A 22,407-nucleotide genomic window follows, 5' to 3' on the forward strand; every position below is an offset into this window, starting at 1 on the left:
ATCCGGACCTCCTGCGCCGTGACCGCCGCCGTCCGCCCCCCGCCGCCGCCCGACCGCCCCCGCCGGCCCGCCCGCTCCTACGCCGCGCTCGTCGTCCGGAACCTCCGCAGCGCCAGCGGGATGCAGACGCCCATGATCAGGGCGCACCAGAGGACCATGCCGATCACCGGGTGCTCGAGGGGCCAGGAGCCGGTGGCGTTCGTGCCCTGGCTGACGTGGCGGATGCCCGCGACGAGGGTCGAGATCGGGTCCCACTCGCCGATGAACTGCGGGACCGCGTCCATGCCCTCGATCGGGACGAAGGTGCCGGCGAGGAACGAGAGCGGGAAGACGATCGCGAAGCCGACGCCCTGCATCGCGTCGGACGAGCGGACGATCATGCCCATCAGCACGCCGAACCAGGTGAACGCGAACAGCCCGAGCAGGATCAGCAGCAGGAGGAGGACCACGTCGCCGGCGCCGACGTCCGGCTTCCAGCCGAGGAGCAGCCCGAGGCCCGCGACGATCGCCATGCCCAGGATCTGCTCGAGGACCTGGCCGATCACCTGGGCGGAGATCACCGCCAGGCGGGTCACCGGCAGGGACCGGAAGCGGTCGATCACCCCGGTCGAGAAGTCGGTCGCGGTCGCCGTGCCGGCCCCGATCACGCCGAACGCGATCGACTGGCCGATCAGTCCCGGCAGGAGATAGTCCTGGTACCGCGTGCCGGGGATCGCGATCGCGGACCCGAAGACGTAGAGGAACAGCAGCGTGAAGATGACCGGCTGGATCGTCACGTCGCTCAGGCGCTCGGGCACCCGCGGGATCGTGCGCAGCTGCCGGCCGACGAGCAGGAGGGTCTCGCGGACGTACCGCGAGACGACGGCCGGACGGGCGGGCAGCGCCGGCAGCGGCGTGCCGGGGGTGGGGGCGGTCTCGGTGCTCATGCCGCCACCTCCTCGCCGTCGGTCTCCGGATCCGGCGCCGGCGGCTGGCCGGTCAGGGCGAGGAAGGCGTCGTCCAGGGTCGGACGGCGGAGAGCGAGCTCGTCGATCGGGACGCCGGACTCGCGGACGACGGCGGAGATGCGCTCGAGGTCGAGGCTCTCCTCCGGCGCCGGGATCGAGAGGGTGCGGCTGCCGCGGCTGACGGTGACGTCGAAGCGGCCGTCGAGGGCGGCGTGCAGGCCGTCGACCCCGGCGGCGTCGATCGCGACGACGTCGACGCGCTGCTCGCCGATCCGGGCCTTCAGCTGGGTCGGGGTGCCGGCGGCGACCTCGCGGCCGTGGTCGATCAGGACGATGTGCTCCGCGAGCGCGTCGGCCTCCTCGAGGTACTGCGTGGTCAGGAGCAGCGTCACGCCCTCGGCGACGAGGTCGCGCACGGTCTGCCAGACGACCTGGCGGCTGCGGGGGTCGAGCCCGGTGGTCGGCTCGTCGAGGACGAGCAGCTGCGGCTGGACGACGAGGCTCGCGGCCAGGTCGACCCGCCGGCGCTGGCCGCCGGACAGGCCCTTGATGAGGCGGTCGCGGAACTCGCCGATGTCGAAGCGCTCGATCAGGTGGTCGGCGATCGTGGTCGCCGCCTTCTTGCCGTGGCCGCGCAGGCGCCCCATCAGGACGAGGTTCTCGCGGGCGGTGAGGTTGCCCTCGAGCGCGGCGAACTGGCCCGTCAGCGAGATCACGCCGCGGACCGCGTCGGCCTCGCGGGTCACGTCGTGGCCGCCGACCCGGGCGGTGCCGGACGTCGGGGCGATCAGCGTGGCGAGCATGCGGACCGTCGTGGTCTTGCCGGCGCCGTTGGGGCCGAGGATCGAGACGACGGTGCCGGGCTCGACGCGCAGGTCGAGCGCGTCGACGGCGGTGAAGTCGCCGTAGCGCTTGGTCAGGCCGTCGGTCTCGACGGCAGGGGTGGCGGAGGCCATGGGCGAGGTCCTTGGTCGGGGCGCGGTGCCGCCGGGGCGGTCGGGGGACTGCGGGGCCGGCCCGCGGGCGGGAGGCAGGCGTACGGTGCCTGCGGGACGACGACGCCGGGGAACATACAGTCACTAGAAAACTTCTGCAACTGGAACGTTGCTAGGCTGGCTCCGTGAGTCCCAGCGCGCCCACCCCGGACCCGGACGTCGCCGAGCTCGAGGTCGGGCCCGACGAGCGGGTCCCGGTGTCGCGCTCCGAGATCGCGGCCGGTCTCGCGCACATCCGCGAGCTGCACGAGCAGGATCGCCGTCCCGACGAGGGGCTCCGGGAGCGCAAGAAGCGCATCACCCGCCAGCTGATCTCCGACACCGCCACCTGGATGTTCTGCGAGCGCGGGTTCGACCGCGTCCGCGTCGCCGAGGTCGCCGCCGAGGCCGGGGTCTCCGAGAAGACGGTCTTCAACTACTTCCCCACGAAGGAGTCCCTGGTCTTCGACCGGGAGGACGACGTCGTCCGCGGACTGCGCGAGGCCCTGATCGAGCGCGGCCCGGACGAGTCGCCGACCCAGGCGGTCGTGGCGTTCATCGAGCGCGAGTGCCGGCACATCGCCGGGATGGGGGCGGAGTTCCAGCCGATGTTCCTGGCGTTCATGCGGCTGATCCAGGAGACGCCGGCCCTCCAGGTCGCGCGTCAGCGGATGGCGGCGAACCTCGTCGAGGCGGTCCGCGAGGCGCTCGCCGAGTCCGTCGGCGTCGACCCGCGCGACCCGGAGCCCTCGGTCGCGGCCCACGCGCTCGTCGCGTTGTGGGAGGTCCAGCTCAGCTCGCGGCAACGCCACATCCGCGCCGGCACGCCGCCCGCCGCCCTCTTCGACGCGGTGATCGACGACACCCGCCGCGCCGCCCGGCTGCTCGACACCGGGCTCTGGTCGTTCAACCAGGTCGCACAGGGCGCCAGCGCGCGGTCGCAGCTCCAGGCCGCCGCCGCGGCGGCGAACGAGGCCCGGGCCCAGGTCTTCGAGGCGCTCCGACAGGCGAAGGCGGCGTGGAGCGAGATCCGTCGCGGACACGACGACGGGCGTCGGTGACGACCGCGGCCCGGCAGCCGGCCCCGCCCGGCCCAGGCCCGCCCGGCCCCGCCCCGGCCCGCCGGAAGCGACCGCGAGGGTGCGTGCGGACCGACGACCCGGGTAGGGACAACGGCGTTCACCACCGACGCCGATGCGATCCCCCGGAGATGCCGAACTGATACCGCCACCCACGATCCTCGTCCTGTGATCGTTCCCTCCGATCCCCCGGCGGACCGCCGGGGCCCGGCCCCCGGGCCGACCGCCGACGCGCGCCACGACCTGCGCGCGCGGCCGGTGATCGGGGTCCTCACCGGGTTGTGCGCCATCGTCGCGCTGGCCGGCGCGGTCGCCGCCACCGGCGTCGCGGTCGTCGTGGTCGGCGGCGTGCTCGCCCTCGGCCTGGCGGGCACCACGGGCGCGATCTGGTCGCGGTCGCTGCTCGCGCCCGCCGCCGCCGTCCCCGGAGCCGTTCCGCCGTCGATCGCCGCCCCGGCCACCGCCGCGTCGCCGGCGCTCGCCCCGACCACGGGGAGCTCGCCGACCGCCGTCCCGGCCGGAGCCGCCATCCCCACTGCGAACGCGCCGTCCGCCACCACGCTCCTCGCGCCGCACCCCGATCCGACGCTGCGCGCCGAGCTCGACCGCATGGAGCGCCTGCAGCAGCAGGACCTCGCCCAGCGCCTGCACGACGGGCCCCTCCAACACGTCATCACCGCGCTGCAGGACGTGACCGACATGCGCGAGGGCGAGGACGTCGACCTGCGCGAGCTCGAGGTCACGCTGCGCGAGGCGATCCTCGGCATGCGCGACGCCTCGACCGACCTCTACGACGACGTCGTCCGCGACGCCGGCCTCGCCGCCGCGCTCGGCCAGGTCGCCAAGACGGCCGAGCGGGCCGGGGGGCCGACCGTCGACGTCGCGGTGGCCGCCGACACCTCGTCGGCGCACGACGCCCTGGTGATCGCCGCGGCCCGCGAGCTCCTGACGAACGTCCGCAAGCACGCGCACGCGTCCCACGCGCTCGTCGTGGTGGAGCGCACGCGCGACGGCCTGCTGCGCCTCGTCGTCGACGACGACGGCATCGGCTTCGACGACGACGCGCGCCGCGACGCCGCGGCGCGCGGGCACCTCGGACTGCGCTCGGTCGAGGACCGGGCACGGCGTGCCGGTGGTCGGCTCGTCGCCGGCAGCAGCGACCGCGGCGCGGTGGTCGAGGTCCTCCTCCCGGCGGACGACGGCGCCCGACCCGTCGTGGCGCGCCGCGGCGTCCTCGGCGCCGCGCGCACCGGCGACGGCCCGGGCCGCCTCGTCGGCGCCTGACCGGCCCCGGACGAGCGGCCCTCGGCCGGGCCGCGGGCACGATCCCGTCGGGTCGCCGCTCGTCGACGGAGCCCCGAGCCGTGCTCGGGCATACCACGCACCCGGCCGCCGGTCGCCGGCGATGCCGACCCGATCCTGACTCGCTCCGAATTCGATACGGACGTCCACGATCGTGGACCCATGTCGTACGCCGCCCTCCGTCCGGCCGGCGGGTGGTCCGCCTCACGGATCGCCGTCGTCGCCGCCGCCCTCCTCCTCGTCGCGCTCGGCTCGTACGCCGCGCTGACGACGCACAGCTCGAAGGTCGCGGTGCTGCCCCTCGCCGCCACGCTGATCGTGACCCTCGGCCTCGGTGTCCTCCTCGCCCGGTGGCTCGACGTGCCCTCACCGGCGGTCCCCGCCACCGCCGACGACGCCCGCCCGTCCGGCCTCGGCGTCCTCGACGGCGTCTCGGCCCTCGACCGGGACCAGCAGGAGGACCTCGCCAAGCGCCTGCACGACGGCCCCCTGCAGGACGTCATCTCAGCGCTCCAGGACGTCGAGGAGCTGCGCGCCGGCGAGCCGACCGACCTCGCGGACGTCGAGACGTCGCTCCGGGCGGCGATCGCCGGCATGCGGGCCACGAGCGCCGACCTCTCCGACGACGTCCTCCGCGACGCCGGCCTGTCGTCGGCGCTGCGCCGCGTCGCCCGCAAGATCGAGCGCGACGGCGGCCCGGTGATCGAGGTCGCGGTGGCCGCCGACACCTCCTCCGAGCACGACGCCCTCCTCGTCGCCGCCGCCCACGAGCTCCTGACCAACGTCCGCGCCCACGCACGCGCCGGGCGCGCGGTCCTCCTCGTCGACCGGACCCCGCAGGGCACCCTGCGCCTCGGGGTCCAGGACGACGGCGTCGGCATCAGCGCGTCGGACCGTCGTTCCGCCGTCGCCCGCGGGGCGCTCGGGCTCCGCGCGGTGCAGGAACGCACCGTCCGCGCGGGCGGCACGTTCCGGGTGATCGACGTCGACCCCGGCACCAGCATCCGGCTGGAGCTGCCGGTCGCCGGCGCCGCCGACGAGCGCTGGAGCACCCCGGCGGTCGCGCCCGCGGGGCCGTCGGTGCCGGTGGCCTGACCCCGTCGACACGCCCCGGGCCCGGCCACGGGGCCGACACGCCCCGGGCCCCGCGCATCGTCGGGCCCGTCCCGCTCGGGCCCGACCGCTACTTCGAGGGCTGGACGAGCCCCGGCGCGATCATCTTCCGGACGTCGACGCGGCCGCCGAGCTCCGGGTCGTCCTCGTCCAGCCGGTCGGCCAGGGTCTGCTCGCGGCGGATCGTGGTCTCGTCGAACGGCTCGACGGTCTGCAGGCGCAGCGGGACCGCGCGGCGGGTGACCTCGAGCGGCAGGCCGGACTCCTTCGACCACGCCTGCGCGTACTTGTCCGGGTTCTTCGCCGCCCAGTCGAACGCCTTGCGCAGGCGCGGCAGGAAGTCCTTGATCGCCGCGACGCGCGCGGGGTCCTGCAGCGCGCTCTTCGACGCGAGCGAGAAGTAGTAGCCGTAGTCGTCCGGCGGGCCCGACGCGATCGCGCGGGCGGGCCGCGACGGGTCGATCTCGGCCTGCGTGACGAACGGCTGCCAGGCGGCGAGCGCGTCGACGCGACCGGACTTGTAGGCCGCCAGCGCATCGGCCGGCGGGACGAACACGAGCTTCACGTCCTTCGGCTGGAGACCCGCGCGGTGCAGCGCCTGGAGCAGCGCGCCGTGCGCGGAGCTCGCCCGCCCGACCGCGATCGACTTGCCCTTCAGGTCCTTCACGGTGCGGATGTCGGAGTCCTTCGGCACGACGATCGAGTCGTCGCCGCCGCTGCGCAGCCGGAGGGCCGCGACCGCGCGGAAGTCGGTGCGGTTCGCGGCGCCGTAGATCGGCGGCGTCGAGCCGACGGAGCCGATGTCGACGCGCCCGGCGTTGATCGCCTCGACGATCGGCGGGCCGAAGGTGAAGCGCGAGAAGCTGACCTTGAACGGCGCGCCCTTCAGCGCCCCGGACTGCTCGAGGACGGAGCGGATGCCGTCGGACTGCACCGCGACCTTCAGCGTGGCACCCTGCGCGGACCCCGCGGCGGCGACCTGGAACGACCCGCCCTCGTCGTCCCCGACGGAGCCGCTCGTGAAGCCGACGACCGCGAGGGTGACGAGCGTCGCGGCGGCGAGGCTCAGCCGGGGCAGCAGGCTGCGGCGGGCCGGTGCGGGGCCCGACGCCGGCGCGCCGGCGGTGTCGTCGCGCTCGTCGCCGAGCCGGCCGAGGAGCGCAGCGCTCGCGGCGATCAGCTCGGGATCCTCGCGACGGCGGGGACGGGCGACCTCGACGCGTTCGTCGTGGACGATGCGGCCCTGGTCGATGAGGACGATCCGGTCGGCCAGGAGCAGGGCCTCCGTCACGTCGTGCGTGACGAGCAGGACGGCCGGGCGGTGGCGCTCCCAGAGCTCGGTCACGAGCCCCTGGGCGGACGCGCGGGTCAGGGCGTCGAGCGCGGAGAACGGCTCGTCGAGCAGCAGCAGGTCGGGATCGCGGACGAGACCGCGGGCGAGGGCGACGCGCTGGCGCTGCCCGCCGGAGAGCTGCCGCGGCCAGGCGGACTCGCGACCCTGCAGGCCGACCTCGGCCAGCGCGCGCCGGCCGCGCTCGTCGGCGTCGTCCCCGCGGAGGCCGAGCGTGACGTTCTGCAGCGCGGAGCGCCACGGCAGGAGGCGCGCGTCCTGGAAGACGACGGCCGGGCGCTCGCCGCTGCGGACGTGCCCGGAGGCGTCGGGGTCGAGCCCGGCGAGCACCCGCAGGAGCGTCGTCTTGCCCGACCCGGAGCGGCCGATGACGGCGACGAACTCACCCGGCTCGATCGTCAGGTCGAGATCGCGGAGGACGTCCTGGCTGCCGAAGCGGCGCGAGACGCCGCGGAGGTCGACGACGCTCACGACGCCGCCTCCTCGCGCCAGCGCAGCGCGCGGCGCTCGAGGCGGCGGACGATCGCGTCCGTCAGGAGCCCCAGGACCGCGTAGGCGATCAGCCCGACGACGACGGTGTCCGTCGCCGACACGTCGCGGGCGTTGTTGATGACGTAGCCGAGACCCTCGGACGCGTTGACCTGCTCGGCGACGATGAGCGCCAGCCACGCGAAGCCGAGCGCCTGGCGCAGGCCGATCAGGAAGCCGGGAAGCGCGCCGAGCAGGATCACGTGGCGCAGGCGCTCACGCGGGGTCAGCCGCAGGGTGTCGGCGACGTCGTAGAGCTCCGCGTCGACGGAGCGCAGGCCGCCGACGAGGTTGAGGTACAGCGGGATCGCGACGCCGAGGGCGACGAGGAGGAGCTTCGGCAGCTCGTCGATCCCGAACCAGATGATGAAGATCGGCACCAGCCCGAACAGCGGGATCGTGCGGACCATCTGCATCAGCGGGTCGATCGTGGCGTCCGCGATGCGGGAGAAGCCGACGGCGAGCCCCGCCGAGATCGCGACCGCCGCGCCCAGGAGGAACCCGAGCAGCGCGCGGCGCAGCGAGACCCAGATCGCTTCGAGCAGGTCCTCGTGGACGATCAGGTCGTACGCGTTCGAGACGACCTGGCTCGGGGCGGCGAGGATCCGCTCGGGCGGGACGCCCGTGACGGAGAGCAGCTGCCAGACGACGATCAGCGCCAGGGGCGAGATCCAGCGCAGCTCGGAGGGCAGGAGCGCCCAGTCGGTGCGCAGACCCGTGCGACCGCGGCCGGACGGACCGCCCGACCCGCCCGTGCGGCCCGCCGGGGTCCCCGCGGCGAGGGCCCCGGACGGGTCGCCGCCGCCCCAGGCGGTCGGCGGCGCGACGCTCTCGCGGTCCTTGGTGGAGCTCACGCCGGGACGAGCGTCGGCGCGGCCTGGCCCGGCTCCTTCAGGAGCCCGCGGGCCCGCAGGATCGGCCGGATCCCCTCGCCCACGTGGTAGGCCTCCTCGAGGTGCGGATACCCCGAGAGGATGAACTCGGAGAGCCCGAGGTCGTGGTACTCGGCGATGCGGTCCGCGACCTCCTCGTAGGACCCCACGAGCGCGGTGCCGGCGCCGCCGCGGACGAGGCCGACGCCCGCCCAGAGGTTCGGCGAGACCTCGAGCGCGTCGGTGCGCCCGTTGTGGAGGTCGCTCATCCGGCGCTGCCCCTCGGACTGCGAGGCGCGCTGCGTCTCCTGGGCCTTGCGGATCGCCTCGGGGTCGAGGCCCTGCAGGAGCTTGTCGGCCTGCGCCCACGCCTCCTCGGAGGTCGGGCGCGCGATGACGTGCAGGCGGATCCCGAAGCGCAGCTCGCGGCCGGCGAGGTCGGCGCGCTCGCGGACGCGGTCGAGTTTCTCGGCGACCTGCGCCGGCGGCTCGCCCCAGGTCAGGTAGACGTCGGCGTACTTCGCGGCGACGTCGAGGGCGGGCTTCGAGGAGCCGCCGAGGTAGATGTCGGGCCAGGCCGGGGTCTCGACGAGCTGGGCGTTCTCGACGTCGATGTGGGTCCCGCGGAACGTGACGGGCTCGCCGGTCCAGAGCTCGCGGACGACGTGGAGGAACTCGCCGGCGCGGACGTAGCGCTCGTCCTTGGGCAGCTTGTCGCCGAAGCGCCGCTGCTCGACGTCGTCGCCGCCGGTGACGACGTTCAGGAGCAGGCGGTTCCCGGTGACCCGCTGGAACGTCGCCGCCATCTGCGCCGCGAGCGTCACCGACTGCAGCCCGGGCCGGAACGCGACGAGGAACTTGAAGCGCTCGGTCTGCGCCGCGAGGGCGGAGGCCATGACCCACGACTCCTCGCACCACGTGCTGGTCGGCGTCAGCGCGGCCTCGAAGCCGAGCTGCTCGGCGGTGCGGGCGATCTGCCCGAGGTAGCCGACCGTCGGCTCGCGGTCGGAGCCGCCGCCGAGCGAGACGAGCTGCCGGGTGTCGGGGCGGTGGGATCCGTCTCCGTCCAGCCCTCCGCCGGTCTGCACGCGCGACCCGCGGCCGCCGACGGCGTTGCCGAGGCTGAGGTCGCTCCGCGAGTCGCCGTTGGTGGGGAGGAACCAGTGGAGGGTGACGGACATGCCGGGCTCCGAGGGGGTCGGAGGAAGGAGTGCGGCACCGCGTGGACGCGGGGCCGTCCTTCAAACGTAGCAATGTCGGTCGGGATTACTGCCTACACGGCGGCGTGGCGGCGGATCCGAACGGTGCGGGTATGCCGGGGACGCGGGCGGACCGGGTGCGCGGGGCGACGTGGCGCCGATCCCCTCGCCTGGCATCGGGGCGGGCACCGGACGGGACCTGCCCCGACCCGCCGGATCTCACCCCGGTGGTCACCCTCGCCACGAGTACGGTGCCCGCACCGACGGGGTCCTCCCGCCGTGTCCCCCCCTCAGGAAGCACCAGATGTCCCCATCGACCATCCGGCGGCTCGCGCTCGCGGGCGCCACGGGCGGCCTCGCCGTCGCCCTCGCGGGCTGTTCAGCCCTGGCGACGAACGGCCCGTCCGGCGCCGTCCAGCCGACGCCGCTCTCCGACACCGTCACGGTGAGCCAGCCGTTCTGCACCGCGAACGGCCGCGACGTCTCCACGCGAGCGGCCCTGCAGCGCGCAGCGCTCACGGCCGACCCCGGCTGCGACCCCTTCACCTCCGTGTTCACCGGGCTCGAGGACTTCACCGGTCCCGGCGGCAACCGCATGCTCGTCCCGATCCAGGTCGCGGACGGGACGCCCGCCCCCGTGCTGACGCTGCGTCGCCGGCCCGGCGTGATCTTCGAGCAGGAGCCCGCCGTCCTGTCCGCGTCGCCCGAGGCCCCGGCCGGGCGCCATTGGGTCGGCTACCGCTCGGGGGAGTTCCGCTTCGCATTGGACGAGCCGGACGCCGGGGACGTCGTCGATGCCGTCGTGGCGATCCCGCGCGCGGCCGACCGTCCCGCCTCCGAGCGGCTCTCGACCACGATCGCGATCGGGTCGCAGGTCACGGCGGACGGATTCGGCACCGAGTACGCCGCCACCCGCCCCGTCGACTGCGACGAGCACCTCGAGGAGGGTGCGACCGGGCCCAGCGTCTTCGTGGACTCGACGACCTGCCCGAACGTCGCCGGTGACACCGAGGGCCCCGAGCCGTCGGACTCCGAGCTCACCCCCACCGACGCGGCGGTCCTCACCGGCGACGGGGAGACCGCGGTCGTCGCCGGCGACACCGCCACGGTGCCGTTCACGTTCGCGCGGACGGGCACGGTCGACGACCCCGCCGACGTCGCGCTGAGCGCGTCCACCACCGTCCCCGGCGGCGAGGCCACCCCGACGCCCACCACGGTGCGGTGGGAGACGACGCCCGTCGACCCCACGACGACCACGGGCCCGACGCCGCCGACCGATCCGACCGGCACGCTGTCGCGCGCGGCCCCGGCCACGCGCGCGTCGTCGCCGCGCGCCGCACTCGCGGACGCCTCGACCGACGTCCCGGTCGCCGTCGTCGTCCCCGCCGCGACCGCCGCCGGCGTCTACGACGTGACCCTGAAGGCCTCCGACGACGGTGGCTCGCGCTCGGCGACCGCGCGGATCCGCGTGACGGCCGCCGCGGTGCCCGCCGCGCCGACCGCGCCTGCCACACCCGCCGCACCCGCCGCACCGGTCGGCCCCGCCGGGACCCCGGCACCGACCCGCAAGCCGATCTCGACGACCGTGAAGCTCCTGAAGGTCTCGCTCGTCAGCCGCCGCACCCGGCGCCTGCACCTCGGGCGCGTCACGTGCGTCCGCGAGAAGGGCTCCGGCCCCTGCGTCGTCCGGAGCCGCGTGACGAGCTCGGGCAAGGAGATCGGGCGGATCTCGGTGAAGGTCCAGCCGAGGACCTCCGCGAAGATCACGCTCCGGCTGACCCGCTCCGCGCTGGCGAAGGTCGTCGCGAACGCCGCCCGGGCGACCACGACGGTCTCGGCCGCCGGGTCGACCGACGTCGTCCGGGTGACGAAGGTCCGCGCGAAGCCGCTCCCGCGGAAGCGGGGCTGAGCGGCGGCGGTCGCCGGGAAGGCCCGGCGATCGCGGCACGACGTTCACGCCGGGGCGGGCACGCCCGGCGTCGGTCCTGGCCGCGGCGCGAGGCCGCGGCGGGGCGCTCAGGCCTGCGCCAGCTCCGCCTCGGCGCGCTGCTGCGAGGCGATGATGATGTCCATGACGTCCTTCTCGCGGCCGTCCTTCAGGAGCTGGATCGGGTCCTGCTCGCCGCGGACGATGCCCTCGAAGAACGCCTTGCGGTCCTGGTAGGTCGGCAGCGTGCCCTTGGCCCAGCCGCGGACCTCGTTCAGCAGCACGGCCATGCGGGCGTACTCCTCGCCGAAGAGCTCGGAGACCTCGTCCTTCATCCGCTTGGCCAGCGCGGGCGACGCGCCGGCGGTGGAGATCGCGATCGCCAGCGGGCCGGTGCGCACGATCGCCGGGAGGATGAAGTTGCACAGCGGCGGGACGTCGACGATGTTCGCGAGCATCGCCCGCTCCTCCGCGTCGTCGTAGATGCGGATGTTCGTCTCGGTGGAGTCGGTGCACGCGATGACGAGGAACTTGCCCTCGAGGTCGCCCTGCTCGTAGTCGCGCTTCAGCCACGTGATCGAGCCCTCGACGGCGAGCGCCTCGACCTCGGGCAGGACCTCCGGCGAGATGACGATGACGTCGCCGTCGCACGCGAGCAGCCCCTCGGTCTTCTCCAGCCCGAGCTCGCCGCCGCCGATGACCAGGCACTTCCGGTTCCGGAGCTTCAGGCATGCGATGTAGAACGGCGTGTCCAGCATGTCCTGGACGCAGGTCTGATCGCAGATCCCACGCTTGAACTGACAGACGCAGTCCTTCCCGGCGTACGCAGCAGCAGGCATCGACCCAGTCTACGCGCGGACGTTCGGGGCCGGTTGCCGGAACGTCGCCTGCCGGGAGGAGCCGCGGTCCGCACGCGCGTCACGGGGTTCGGTGTTGCCCCCGAACGCGGCGGAGACCCGCTCCGAACGGCAGAAGCCGAGCACCGGTGCACGCCCCGGCGAGCGGTACCGTAGGCGCCGTGACAGGACCGGCCCAGACGGTGGGCTCCAACCTCCGTCGACTACGTCTCGCCCGCGGGCTCTCGCTCGTCGAGCTCGGTCGGCTGTCGGGCCTCGCGAAGGGCACGCTCACCCAGCTCGAGGCCGGCCGGGCCAACCCCACGATCGAGACGCTGCAGGCGCTCGCCGGGGCCCTGGGCGCCGGGCTCCCCGACCTCGTCGCGCAACCGCCGCCGTCGATCGCGGAGGTCGTCCGCGCCGACGAGGGCCCGATCACGTCGGGCCGCACCCTCCACGGCCGGCTGCTGAACCGGTCCCACCTCGGGTCGATGATCTCCGAGCTGTTCGCGCTCCGGCTGACCGCCGGGTCGATGCACCACGCGCAGTCGCACGCCCCGGGCGTGGTCGAGCAGCTGTTCGTGATCGAGGGCACGATCGTGATCGGCCCGGACGACCACACCGAGACGCTCGGGCCCGGGGACTTCGTCCGCTTCCCCGCGGACCGCCCGCACTCCTACGGGGCCCCGGACACGGAGGCCCACGGCCTCCTGTGGCTGCTGTTCCCGACGCTGCCCACCGCGGCGGTGACCCTCAGGCCGATGCCGTCCGACGAGGGCGCGATCGGCGCGGTCGAGGGCCTCGTCGCGCGCGACCCCGCGCCGCCGCCGCCCGTGGGCCGGGCCGTCTCGTCGCAGTCGGGCGGCCGACCGGCGCACCCGGACATGCCGCGCGTGCTCCCGCACCCGCCGGTCCGCGGCCGCCGTCCGACGTCGCGCACCGTGCCCGGCCCGAACCCCGATCGACCGAAGCCGCCCGGCCCCGGCCGCTGAGCCGTCCTCAGCGGCGCACCGTCATGAGGCGCGACTCGTCGGCCGTGGCGGAGACGGTCGCCCGGACGGGCGCGTCCGGGGTCCCGGTCAGGAGCGCCCGGCCGGCGGCGGTGAGCGGCAGCTCGACGATCGCGCCCATCCGCCCGGCCGGCGCGGTCAGGCGCCCGGCCGCGATCGGGACGACGCGCGGCTTCGCGGCGGCGGTGCGGCGGGCGCTGCGGGCCGCGCGCCGGGCGGCCGCGGCCTGCCGCCGGGACGTGGTCGCCGCGCGGGAGGCGGTCCGGGCCTGCGCCGGCCGACCGGCGCGTCGGGCGGCGGCGGCCGCGCGGTCGCGGGAGGCGGCGCGGCGGGCCAGGGTCCGGGCGCGCCGGTCGTGGCGCCGCGCCGCGCGGCGCGCCTTCGCCGCGGCCCCGGGCACGGCGGCGGGACCGGCCGAGCGCAGCGTCGCGGTGGCGTCGCAGGCGGTCCGCAGGTCGCCCCACCGCTCGAGGCGGACGGCGATCCGGCCGTCCCTCGGCGCGACGAGCTGCGCGACCCGCAGCCGGCAGCCCGGGGCGGGCGACGCCGGAGGGTTCGGGCAGCCGTCGGCGCCCGCGGCGCCGCCCTGCCCGCCCATGCGCGGGACCTTCGAGGTCTTCAGGAACGACTCGAACGCCGCCGGCCTCGTGGTCATGATCCCGTCGCCGCAGACGTCGAGGACCTGGCGGTAGGCGGCCTCGTTCTCCGGGACCTCCCAGTAGTGGACGGCGACGCCCTTGCCGTGCGCGCGGTCGGTGACCCAGCGCTGCGCGAGGTTCAGGTCGACGGGCAGGTCCTGCACGACCGGCAGCTTCAGGCCGATGCTGCCGGGGTCGAACGCGAACGGCAGCTGCAGCGCGACGGTCCCCGGCGGCAGCTCCTGGCCGAGCAGCAGGAACTCGACCGCGGCCTGCACCCCCGCCGCGACCGGGATCTCCGGCGCCCGCGCGTGGAAGCGGTCGATCGACGCCTGGTCGAAGCTCACGATCACGAGGTCGCGCCGCGGGCTGTCCTTCAGCAGGTGCGCGAGCGCATCTGCCACCCGGAACTTCTCGGCCTGGTCGGCGCCCTTGATCTCGATGTTCAGCGGCACGTGCGGGAACGCCTGCATGACCTCCTGGAGCGTCGGGATCCGGAAGTCCTCGGCGTCGAAGCCGGCGGGCGCGGGCCGGGCGCCGGTCCGGACGCCGCGCAGCGGGTACGACGACGCCGGGAGCCCCTGCACGGTGCTGCGCCCGGGGACGAACCAGTGCGCCGCGTCGAGCCCACGGAGCTGCGCGAGGGTCAGGTCCTGCACCGCGCCGTGCCCGTTCGTCGTGCGGTCGACGGTGTCGTCGTGCCCCACGACGATCGCGCCGTCCTTCGTGCGGTGGACGTCGATCTCGAGCATGTCGGACCCGTCGCCCAGGGCGGTCGCGAACCCGTACATCGTGTTCGACGGGACCTCGTCCTCGCCGCCCTGGTGCGCCTGGTGCAGGAAGCGGGCGGTGGTCCAGGAGAACGGGACGGACGCGGCCGAGGCGCCCGGCGCGACCGCGAGGAGGCCGAGGACGGCGAGGATCACGAGCCGGCGCCACATGGGCGCCAGCCTACGCGGGATCAGGGCGTGCGGCCACGCGCCGTCCGGGCCGCGGCGAGGCGGTCCCGCAGGACGGTCTCGTGCGGGGCGGGTCGGAGGAACCGCACGTCCTCGAGGCCGGCGGGCATCAGCTCCTGGTCGCTGACCCCGCCCGGGTTCGTGTGCGGGTAGTCGTAGCTCCCGGGCGCCGCGCCCTCGCTGATCTTGCCCCGCAGGTAGGGCGGCGGCGGGGTCACGCCGTGCTCCTCGATGTGCGCCATCGCGTCGTCGATCGCCCGGTACGACGCGCTGCTCTTGCCGGCGAGCGCGAGCCGGACGGTCGCGTGCGACAGCGCGATCCGGCACTCGGGCATCCCGACGCGGTCGACGACCTCCGCCGCGGCGATCGCGAGCGGCAGGCACTGCGGGTCGGCGAGCCCGATGTCCTCGGACGCCGAGACGACGAGCCGCCGGGCGACCGTCCGGGGGTCCTCGCCCGCCGTGAGCATCCCCGCGAGGTAGTAGACGGCGGCGTCGGGATCGCTGCCGCGGATCGACTTGATGTACGCGGAGAGCAGGTCGTGCGGCTGGTCCGGCCCGGCGGTCACGGTCGCGCGGTCGAGCGCCGCCCCGGCGTTCCGGGAGGTCACGCGGACGGGGACGATCGCGCGGCCGCCGGCCGCCCCGTTCCCGGATGTCGCGTCGGCGTCACCGGCGGCGGCGCCCCGGCCGTCGACGTCGCCCGTCATCGTCGCGGTCGCCGTGCGCGCGAGGGCGACGGCGGCCTCGAGCGCGCCGAGCGCGGTGCGGGCGTCTCCGGCGCTGCGGGTGGCGAGCAGCTCGAGGGCGTCGTCGTCTGCCGTGACCTGCGGCCGCGCCGATGCTCCGCTGGTCGACGGGTCGCTCGCGGCGGCCGTCGGGTCCCCTTCGCCCCCCGGTGCGCCGTCGCCCGGCCCGTTCTCGGCGCGCGGCGCCGCCGGCCGGTCGAACATGCGGCGCTCGACGGCGCGGCGGAGGAGCACGAGGACGTCCTCGGTCTCGAGCGCCCGGAGCCGGTAGATCCGCAGCCGCGAGCGGAGCGCGGGCGAGACCGCCGCCCACGCCGGCTCGGTCGTCGCGGCGATCAGGGTGACGAGGCCCTCCTCGACCGCGGGCAGCAGCGCGTCCTGCTGGGTGCGGTTGAAGCGGTGGATCTCGTCGATGAAGAGCACCGTCGGGGTGCCGTTCGCGGCGCGTCGCTCCTGGGCGCGGGCGAGCGCGGCGCGGACCTCGGCCTTCCCGGCGTCGACGGCCTGGAGCCGCTCGACCGCCGCGCCGGCGGCGTCGGCCACGATCCGCGCGAGCGTCGTCTTGCCCGACCCGGGCGGCCCGTGCAGCAGCATCGCGTGCGGCATCCGGGCGTCGATCGCGGCGCGCAGCGGCCGGCCGGGCCCGAGCAGGTCCGTCTGCCCCACGACGTCCTCGACGACCTGCGGGCGCATCCGGGCGGCGAGCGGCGCGTCGGCGGGCACGGCAGCCGTCCCGGCGGGGGCACCGTCGTCGGGGTCGGGGACGAAGAGCCGGTCCACCCTTCGAGGATCGCAGGCGGTCCGGCCGGGGCACCGGCACGCGGAGGTCCCGGACGCCGGTGCCGCAACCGGACCGCGACCCGAAGGCGTACGGTCGGGAGGACCGGGTAGCGCAGGCATCCGGTTCGCCACCCGCCCACTCCCGTGCACTCGACCGACTCCACCCTCCCGATCGACGACCCCGCCCGGCCCCGGGGCGTCATGACGAGCGGGCACGCCAGCCCGGACGGGCTCTTCGACGACCACGCGATGATCCGCCGCGTGCATCGCGAGCGCGCGGTGGCGCTGCACGGGCAGCGCGCGCTCCTCATGCAGGCCGCGCACCCGCTGGCGTTCGTCGGCTTCTGGGGCGCGACCGCCGCGCAGGAGCCCGAGAAGGCCTACCCGCGGCTCGCGCGCACCGCCGAGGCGATGGCGACCGCGGTCTTCGGGTCCGCCACCGACGCCGAGGCGATGGGCCGCCGCGTGCGGTCGATCCACGGGGCGATCTCGGGCACGCTCGCCGAGGACGTCGGACCGTGGACGGCGGGGACGCGATGGAACGCGGACGATCCCGAGCTCCTGCTCTGGATCCTCGCCTCCCTCGTGGACTCGGCCCGGGTCACCTTCGACCGCTTCGTCCGGCCGTTGCGTCCCGAGGAGCGCGACGCGTTCTGGCGCGACTATCGCGTCGTGGGCGAGCTGTTCGGGCTGCGTCAGAGCGACATGCCGCAGACGATCGCGGCGTTCGACGCGTACATCGCCGACATGCTCGCGTCCGACCGGACCGAGGTCATCCCCTCGGCACGCGCGGCCGGCCGGCAGATCGTGCTGCGACCGCCGGTCCCCGTGAAGTTCCGTCCGGTGCTCAAGGTCGCCAACGAGATCACCGCGTCCATGCTGCCCGGGAAGGTCCGCAAGGGCTTCGGCCTGCGGTGGGACCCGGCGCGCGATCTCGGGGTCGACGTCCTGGGCGTCTGGTCCCGGCTCGTCCTGCAGCCGCTGCTGCCGACGACGGTCGCCTGGACGCCCCACGGCAGCCCGGCGCCGATCACCGGCTGACGGCTCGCGTCGCGGGGCCGCCGGGTCCGCCCGCCGGTGTGGTCCTCGCGCGCGCTCGTCAGCCCTCGCGTGACGGCAGCGCCCACACGGCCACCCCCGGGAGGACCACCAGGAGGCCCAGGGTGAGCATCTGGCCGACCGCGTCGACTGCGCCGAAGCCGTCGAGGTGCGTGATGTGGAAGACGAAGTGCAGCAGCGCCGAGACCGTCCACGCGACGCACAGCGGGACGACGAGCTCCCGGGACGGCCGCAGTGCCGCCCACGTGAAGAGCACCGCGAACGCGCAGAAGAAGCCGCCCGCGTCGGTCACGAGGTGCTCGTTGAACGGCGGCAGCAGGTCGACCCAGGCGCTGAGGAACGGGAAGTCGTCGAAGAACGTCCGCGGGAAGAACGCGGCGGGGATCCCCGTGAACGCACTCGAGACCGCGAGGACCCAGAGGGCCGTCCGGCTCAGCAGCGGGTCGCGCACGGCGGCGAGGCCCCGGGGGCGGGAGGCGGTGCTCATCGGGACCCCTCGGCCCGGTCGGCCGCGAGCCACTCCGCGAACGTGGGGCCGCGCGACCCCGGACCGCCGTCCGCCGGCCCGCCGGACCCGGCGCCGTCCTGGGCCGGACCCTCCGCCGCGCACAGCCCGCCCGCCTTCAGCGCCCTCGCCGTCCGCCCGGCCAGCGGGATCCGCAGCGGCACCCGTCCGCGCCCGGTGGCGGTGGACCACGTGTCCGCCAGGTCCGCGACGCGCTCGCGGCGCGGGCCGCCGAGGTCGGGGAGTCGTCCGCCCGGACCGGCGTGCGCCGCATCGGCGAGCCGCGCCGCGACGACGGCCGGATCGATCGGCTGCAGCGGCACCCGGACGCGGGGTCGGACGCCGAAGCGCGCCGTCGCCTCGAAGAGCCCCGCCACGAGCCCGTGGAACTGGGTCGCCCGGAGGATCGACCACGGCACGGGGCCGTCCGCCACCGTCCGCTCCTGCTCGGTCTTCACGCCGTAGTAGGCGATCGGGACGCGGTCGCAGCCGACGATCGACACCAGCACGTGGTGGCCGACCCCCGCGGCGGCGCCGGCCTCGAGCGCCCGCCGGCTGCCTCCGACGAGCAGCTCCTGCGGGCGCTTCGTGGCGTTCGCGAGATCGAGGACCACGTCGACGCCCTCGAGCGCGGCGGCCAGGCCGTCGCCGGTGGTCAGGTCGACCGCGTGGTGGACGGCCCCGCCCGGCGTCGCCGGTGGCGCCGTGCGCGAGAGGACCCGGACCTCGTCGCCGCGCCGCGCGAGCTCGTGCACGACCAACCGCCCCACGCTGCCCGTCCCGCCGATCACCGCTGCCCGCATCCCCGCTCCTCCGCGTCCACGTCCGGCCTGCTCCGGCGACCGTACGCGGCGCGTGGTCCTGCCACCAGAGCCAGTTCGGACCCGGTTCCGTGGACCAGTTCGGACGCGCGTCTCGCGTAGCCTGGGGCGCGTGTCCCCTTCCGCGCCCGAGCCCACCGCGCCGCTGTCGGCCACCGAGCTGCTCCAGCGGCTGATCCGGTTCAACACCGTCAACCCGCCCGGGGACGAGCGCGAGGCCCAGGAGTTCCTCGCGGGGCTGCTGGAGGAGGCCGGGTTCGAGGTCTCGCTCGTCGGCCGGCTCCCGGAGCGCCCGAACCTCGTCGCGGAGCTGCGCGCACCCGAGGGCAGCCCGGAGGGTCCCGTCCTCGGGCTGCTCTCCCACATGGACACGGTGCTCGCCGCGGCGGAGGACTGGGAGCACGACCCGTGGTCCGGCGACGTCGAGGGCGGCGAGATCTGGGGCCGCGGCGCGATCGACATGAAGTCGCAGACCGCCGCGGAGGCGACCGCGGCGATGGACCTCGCGCGGTCCGGCTGGCGGCCGTCCCGCGGGTCGCTGAAGGTGATCGTCGTCGTGGACGAGGAGGTCGGCGGTGCGGAGGGCGCGGTCTGGCTCTGCGAGAACGAGCCCGACCTCGCGCGCTGCGACCTGATGCTCAACGAGGGCGGGGGCGCGCCGCTGGTCTTCCGCGGGCAGCGGCACTACGGGGTCTGCGTCGGCGAGAAGGGCCCGCTGCGGTTCGGGCTGAAGGCGTCGGGCGTCGCGGCGCACGCGGCCACGCCCGGGCTCGGCGACAACGCGCTGACCCGGCTCGCCCCGCTGATCACGCGGCTGGCGGAGGCCGAGCTCCCGTTCGACGTCGACCCGGCGATCCGGGAGATGCTGATCGGCCTCGGCCTGGACGGCGACCACCCCGAGCGGGCCTACGCGCGGCTGCGCGAGGAGGACCCGGCGCTGTCGGCCGCGATCGAGCCGATGGGGCGGATCACGTTCTCGCCGAACATCGTGTCGGCCGGCGACAAGATCAACGTGATCCCCGACCGCGCCGAGTTGCGGGTCGACTGCCGGGTCCCGCCGAACCTCACGACCGCCGAGGCGAAGGAGCGGATCCTCGCCGCGCTCGCGCCGCTGCCCGACGGGGTCGAGGTCGAGTGGGGCATGGAGGTCCCGGGCAACAGCTCGCCGGCCCAGGGCGAGCTGTTCGACGCGCTGCAGGAGTGGCTCGGCGACAACGTCCCGGGCGCCGGGATCGTCCCGACGTTCCTCCCGGGCTTCACGGACTCCCGCACGTGGCGCGAGGCGTTCCCGGACCTCGTCGCCTACGGCTTCTTCCCGCACCGGAACCTGGAGCTCCGCGAGCAGGCCGGCCGGATGCACGCGAAGAACGAGCGGATCGACGTCGAGGACCTCGACTTCGCGACGACGTGCTTCTCCGACGTGACGCGGCGGATCCTGGGGTAGCGCCACCCACCCTGCGAGGATGGCCCCGTGACCGAACCGCGGATGCTGCTCCTCTGGGACTCGCCGAACATCGACATGGTGCTCGGGCAGCTGATCCTGCGGCGCAAGCCGACGGGGCGCGAGCGGCCGCGGATCGACGCGCTGCGCGGCTGGCTGCGGGAGCGCGCCGACGACACCGGGGACCGCGAGGGCGACCGGCCCAAGGTCGAGGCCTCGGTCTTCGCGAACGTCACCGAGCGGACGTTCAACGGCGTCGTCGGCTGGGCGGAGGTCGTGCGCCAGCAGGGCTTCCGCATGTTCCTGAAGCCGAAGACCCGGGACGACTCGGACGTCGACGACGACATCCTCGACCTGCTCGCCCAGCGGCACCGCGAGGGCGGGCTGCGCGAGGCGATCCTCATGTCGCACGACGGCATGGCGTTCGTGGAGGCCGCGAAGACGCTGATCGCCGACGGCGTCCGCGTGACCGCGCTGGTCTTCCCGGAGCACGCGCAGCAGCTCTGCCAGGTCGACGGCATCGAGGTCTTCGACCTCGAGGACGTCCCGGGCCTGTTCGAGTCGCCGCTGCCCCGCCTGACCTACGCCGGCCTGCCCGCCGAGGGTCGCTGGCTGGAGCCGCTCGGCGAGATCTAGCGGCGACGGTCGGCTGCCGTGGGCCGCCGACCCGAGGCGTCCGGCGAGACGCAGCGCGGCCGCCGGCACCGCAGGCCGACGTGCCCCGGGCCCCGCGTGCGCTCAGCCCTCCGACGGCCCGTCCAGTTCCTTCGCGGCCTTCCGCGCCCCCGGCAGCCGCCCCGCCACCCGCGCCAGCGGGACGATCGCGCGGCCGAGATCGTGGGCGGCGTGCTGCATCCCGTCGAGGGCGGGCTCCAGGCGGCCGAGCTGCTCGCCGATCGCCCGGACCTGGGCCTCCACGGACTCGACGCGGCCCGGGAGCTGCGGCAGGACCTCGACGGCCTTCGCGAGCTCGGGCAGGACCTGCGTCGTCTCGGCCAGGCCCTGCAGCGCGTCGACGACCTTCGCGATCTCCTGCAGCGACCGGTCGAGCTCGCCCAGCGGGGCGAGCATCGTCTCGACGTTCGCGAGCGGCCGGAGGTGTTCCTCGAGGCGGCCGAGCTGCCGCAGCGTGTCGTCCAGCGCGGCCAGGCGGGCGAGCGCCTTCGAGAGGTCGGCGAGCTGGTCGAGCGGACCGTCCTCGGCCAGCAGGCGCTCGACGCCACCGTCCTCGGCCAGCAGCCGGTCGAGCGTGCCGCCCTCCTGCACCAGGCGGTTGACGGTGCTGCCGGGCGCCAGCAGGAGCTCGAGCGTGCCCTCGCGTGCCAGGAGCTGCTCGACGAGCCCACCCGGCGCGAGGAGCCGGTCGAGGATGCCGTCGGGCTCGAGCGCGCGCTCGAGCGTGCCGCCGTCCTCGGTCAGGCGGTCGACGGCGCCCCCGGGGGAGAGCAGGCGGTCGAGCGGCCCGTCGGCGACGAGCAGCCGTTCGAGCGGGCCGTCCTCGCCGATCAGCCGGTCGACCGAGCCGCCCGGCGCGAGCATCCGGTCCAGCGGCCCGCCCGCGGCGAGCATGCGGCCGAGCGGCCGGTCGTCGGCGGTCAGCACCGCCAGCTGCTCGAGCCGCGAGAGCGGCCCCGTCGGGCTGGCCAGCCGCGCGAGCTGGTCGACGACGCCCCCCTCGGCGATCAGCGTCTGCAGGCGCTCGCCGAGCCCACCGGGCCGGCGCAGGGGTCCCTTCGGCGCCGCGAAGTCCCGGGCCGCGAGCACGAGCTCCGCCGACGCGACGACGGTGCGCGCCGGCAGCAGCGCGAGCGTGAGGAGGCCCATGGGTCGCGACGCTACCCGCTGGCGGGGTCGCGGAGCCGTCGGAACGCGATCTTCCGGTCGCGGACCGGCGGTCGCGGCCGACGCTCGCGGGGCGGCGGCGAGCCCTCGGCCGCCTCCTGCACGGTCATCGGTCGCCGCGGTCCGTCGCCTCGCGGAGACGGTCGCCGGGCGCGTGGTCGCCGAGGTCGGTCGTCGGTCGCCGCGGTCGGGCTCCGGTTCGGCGGGACGTCAGTCGCCGGGACGCCGCGGACCGTCCGCCCACCAGGGGATCGCCGACGCCACGCCCATCGCGACGCCGACGACGATCAGGACCACTCCGGTGGCGCCGCCGTCCGGCAGCAGGATCACGAGCCCGACGAGGACCAGCCCGAGCCCCGCGCCGAAGATCACGGGCGACCTCCTGCGCTGTCCCACGCCGGGTCCGGCGTTCGCCGAGGGGCCGTCGTCGATCGTCATGACGTCCGTGTACCCCGTCCTCTGCGCGTCGAACGCC

20 protein-coding genes and 1 pseudogene are annotated in these 22,407 nt (G+C 75.5%); 8 read left to right on the forward strand and 13 right to left on the reverse strand.

What is annotated here, in order from left to right; translation table 11 throughout:
* Positions 1-77: 77 nt before the first annotated feature.
* On the reverse strand, positions 78-926 hold the full coding sequence (locus PATMI_RS0104495) for an ABC transporter permease (RefSeq protein ID WP_026910010.1): 849 nt from the start codon (positions 924-926) through the stop codon (positions 78-80).
* Positions 923-1,903, reverse strand: coding sequence for a daunorubicin resistance protein DrrA family ABC transporter ATP-binding protein (locus tag PATMI_RS0104500; RefSeq protein WP_026910011.1), 981 nt, complete (start codon positions 1,901-1,903; stop codon positions 923-925). The genes PATMI_RS0104495 and PATMI_RS0104500 overlap by 4 nt, the downstream gene beginning before the upstream one ends.
* A 164-nt stretch (positions 1,904-2,067) precedes the next feature.
* On the opposite strand from PATMI_RS0104500, the gene PATMI_RS27375 reads away from it, so the two are divergent.
* The 3 genes from PATMI_RS27375 to PATMI_RS33870 all read left to right on the forward strand — a co-directional run bounded on the left by PATMI_RS27375 (position 2,068) and on the right by PATMI_RS33870 (position 5,397).
* On the forward strand, positions 2,068-2,982 hold the full coding sequence (locus tag PATMI_RS27375) for a TetR/AcrR family transcriptional regulator (protein WP_051471053.1): 915 nt from the start codon (positions 2,068-2,070) through the stop codon (positions 2,980-2,982).
* A 186-nt stretch (positions 2,983-3,168) separates the two neighbouring features.
* Positions 3,169-4,284 (forward strand): sensor histidine kinase, encoded by a 1,116-nt coding sequence (locus PATMI_RS33865; RefSeq protein WP_051471054.1) that lies wholly within the window; start codon positions 3,169-3,171, stop codon positions 4,282-4,284.
* A gap of 180 nt (positions 4,285-4,464) precedes the next feature.
* Positions 4,465-5,397 (forward strand): sensor histidine kinase, encoded by a 933-nt coding sequence (locus PATMI_RS33870; protein WP_051471055.1) that lies wholly within the window; start codon positions 4,465-4,467, stop codon positions 5,395-5,397.
* Positions 5,398-5,485: 88 nt separating this feature from the next.
* On the opposite strand, the gene PATMI_RS38670 is transcribed toward PATMI_RS33870, so the two are convergent.
* The 4 genes and pseudogenes from PATMI_RS38670 to PATMI_RS0104530 all read right to left on the reverse strand — a co-directional run bounded on the left by PATMI_RS38670 (position 5,486) and on the right by PATMI_RS0104530 (position 9,347).
* On the reverse strand, positions 5,486-6,349 hold the full coding sequence (locus PATMI_RS38670) for an ABC transporter substrate-binding protein (protein WP_342673043.1): 864 nt from the start codon (positions 6,347-6,349) through the stop codon (positions 5,486-5,488).
* A 207-nt stretch (positions 6,350-6,556) separates the two neighbouring features.
* Positions 6,557-7,258, reverse strand: a pseudogene (locus PATMI_RS38675) (ABC transporter ATP-binding protein); the annotation flags it as partial.
* Entirely contained in the window at positions 7,234-8,148 is a 915-nt protein-coding gene (locus tag PATMI_RS38125; protein WP_084269669.1) for an ABC transporter permease, read from the reverse strand. The gene PATMI_RS38125 and the pseudogene PATMI_RS38675, both read right to left, overlap by 25 nt.
* Positions 8,145-9,347, reverse strand: a complete 1,203-nt coding sequence (locus PATMI_RS0104530) for an LLM class flavin-dependent oxidoreductase (RefSeq protein ID WP_026910013.1) — start codon at positions 9,345-9,347, stop codon at positions 8,145-8,147. Before PATMI_RS0104530 ends, PATMI_RS38125 begins: the two co-directional genes overlap by 4 nt.
* Positions 9,348-9,669: 322 nt before the next feature.
* Between PATMI_RS0104530 and PATMI_RS0104535 the strand changes: the two genes are divergently transcribed.
* Positions 9,670-11,274, forward strand: a complete 1,605-nt coding sequence (locus tag PATMI_RS0104535) for a hypothetical protein (RefSeq protein WP_026910014.1) — start codon at positions 9,670-9,672, stop codon at positions 11,272-11,274.
* Positions 11,275-11,381: 107 nt separating this feature from the next.
* Here PATMI_RS0104535 and PATMI_RS0104540 read toward each other — a convergent pair whose 3' ends face one another.
* Positions 11,382-12,131, reverse strand: a complete 750-nt coding sequence (locus PATMI_RS0104540) for a precorrin-2 dehydrogenase/sirohydrochlorin ferrochelatase family protein (protein WP_026910015.1) — start codon at positions 12,129-12,131, stop codon at positions 11,382-11,384.
* 179 nt (positions 12,132-12,310) lie between these two features.
* Between PATMI_RS0104540 and PATMI_RS27395 the strand changes: the two genes are divergently transcribed.
* On the forward strand, positions 12,311-13,120 hold the full coding sequence (locus PATMI_RS27395; protein WP_169738327.1) for a cupin domain-containing protein: 810 nt from the start codon (positions 12,311-12,313) through the stop codon (positions 13,118-13,120).
* Between the two features lie 7 nt (positions 13,121-13,127).
* Here the strand turns inward: PATMI_RS27395 and PATMI_RS33875 are convergent, their stop codons facing one another.
* Positions 13,128-14,717 carry a glycerophosphodiester phosphodiesterase family protein gene (locus PATMI_RS33875; protein ID WP_051471057.1) on the reverse strand — a complete coding sequence of 530 codons (1,590 nt, stop codon included), beginning with the start codon at positions 14,715-14,717 and terminating at the stop codon, positions 13,128-13,130.
* A gap of 20 nt (positions 14,718-14,737) precedes the next feature.
* A complete protein-coding gene (locus PATMI_RS38490) occupies positions 14,738-16,264 on the reverse strand; it encodes a replication-associated recombination protein A (RefSeq protein ID WP_026910016.1) in 1,527 nt (508 codons plus the stop codon).
* A 144-nt stretch (positions 16,265-16,408) separates the two neighbouring features.
* Here PATMI_RS38490 and PATMI_RS33880 point away from each other — a divergent pair, with 144 nt between their 5' ends.
* Positions 16,409-17,305, forward strand: coding sequence for an oxygenase MpaB family protein (locus tag PATMI_RS33880; RefSeq protein WP_051471058.1), 897 nt, complete (start codon positions 16,409-16,411; stop codon positions 17,303-17,305).
* Positions 17,306-17,363: 58 nt separating this feature from the next.
* Here the strand turns inward: PATMI_RS33880 and PATMI_RS0104570 are convergent, their stop codons facing one another.
* Together PATMI_RS0104570 and PATMI_RS27410 are read right to left on the reverse strand one after the other, a co-directional pair.
* The gene (locus tag PATMI_RS0104570; protein WP_051472318.1) at positions 17,364-17,810 is read right to left on the reverse strand and encodes a hypothetical protein; all 447 of its coding nucleotides are present in this window, start codon (positions 17,808-17,810) and stop codon (positions 17,364-17,366) included.
* The gene (locus PATMI_RS27410; protein WP_084269673.1) at positions 17,807-18,631 is read right to left on the reverse strand and encodes an SDR family oxidoreductase; all 825 of its coding nucleotides are present in this window, start codon (positions 18,629-18,631) and stop codon (positions 17,807-17,809) included. Before PATMI_RS27410 ends, PATMI_RS0104570 begins: the two co-directional genes overlap by 4 nt.
* Before the next feature lie 130 nt (positions 18,632-18,761).
* On the opposite strand from PATMI_RS27410, the gene PATMI_RS0104580 reads away from it, so the two are divergent.
* Positions 18,762-20,093 carry a M20/M25/M40 family metallo-hydrolase gene (locus PATMI_RS0104580; protein ID WP_026910018.1) on the forward strand — a complete coding sequence of 444 codons (1,332 nt, stop codon included), beginning with the start codon at positions 18,762-18,764 and terminating at the stop codon, positions 20,091-20,093.
* A 27-nt stretch (positions 20,094-20,120) separates the two neighbouring features.
* On the forward strand, positions 20,121-20,726 hold the full coding sequence (locus PATMI_RS0104585) for an NYN domain-containing protein (RefSeq protein ID WP_026910019.1): 606 nt from the start codon (positions 20,121-20,123) through the stop codon (positions 20,724-20,726).
* A gap of 102 nt (positions 20,727-20,828) precedes the next feature.
* Here PATMI_RS0104585 and PATMI_RS27415 read toward each other — a convergent pair whose 3' ends face one another.
* Complete coding sequence (locus PATMI_RS27415) at positions 20,829-21,914, reverse strand: hypothetical protein (RefSeq protein WP_051471060.1); 1,086 nt, start codon at positions 21,912-21,914, stop codon at positions 20,829-20,831.
* A 228-nt stretch (positions 21,915-22,142) separates the two neighbouring features.
* On the reverse strand, positions 22,143-22,370 hold the full coding sequence (locus PATMI_RS0104600; protein ID WP_026910020.1) for a hypothetical protein: 228 nt from the start codon (positions 22,368-22,370) through the stop codon (positions 22,143-22,145).
* Positions 22,371-22,407: the final 37 nt, after the last annotated feature.

Origin of the sequence: Patulibacter minatonensis DSM 18081 (genome assembly GCF_000519325.1) — a bacterium.
GTDB lineage: Bacteria > Actinomycetota > Thermoleophilia > Solirubrobacterales > Solirubrobacteraceae > Patulibacter > Patulibacter minatonensis.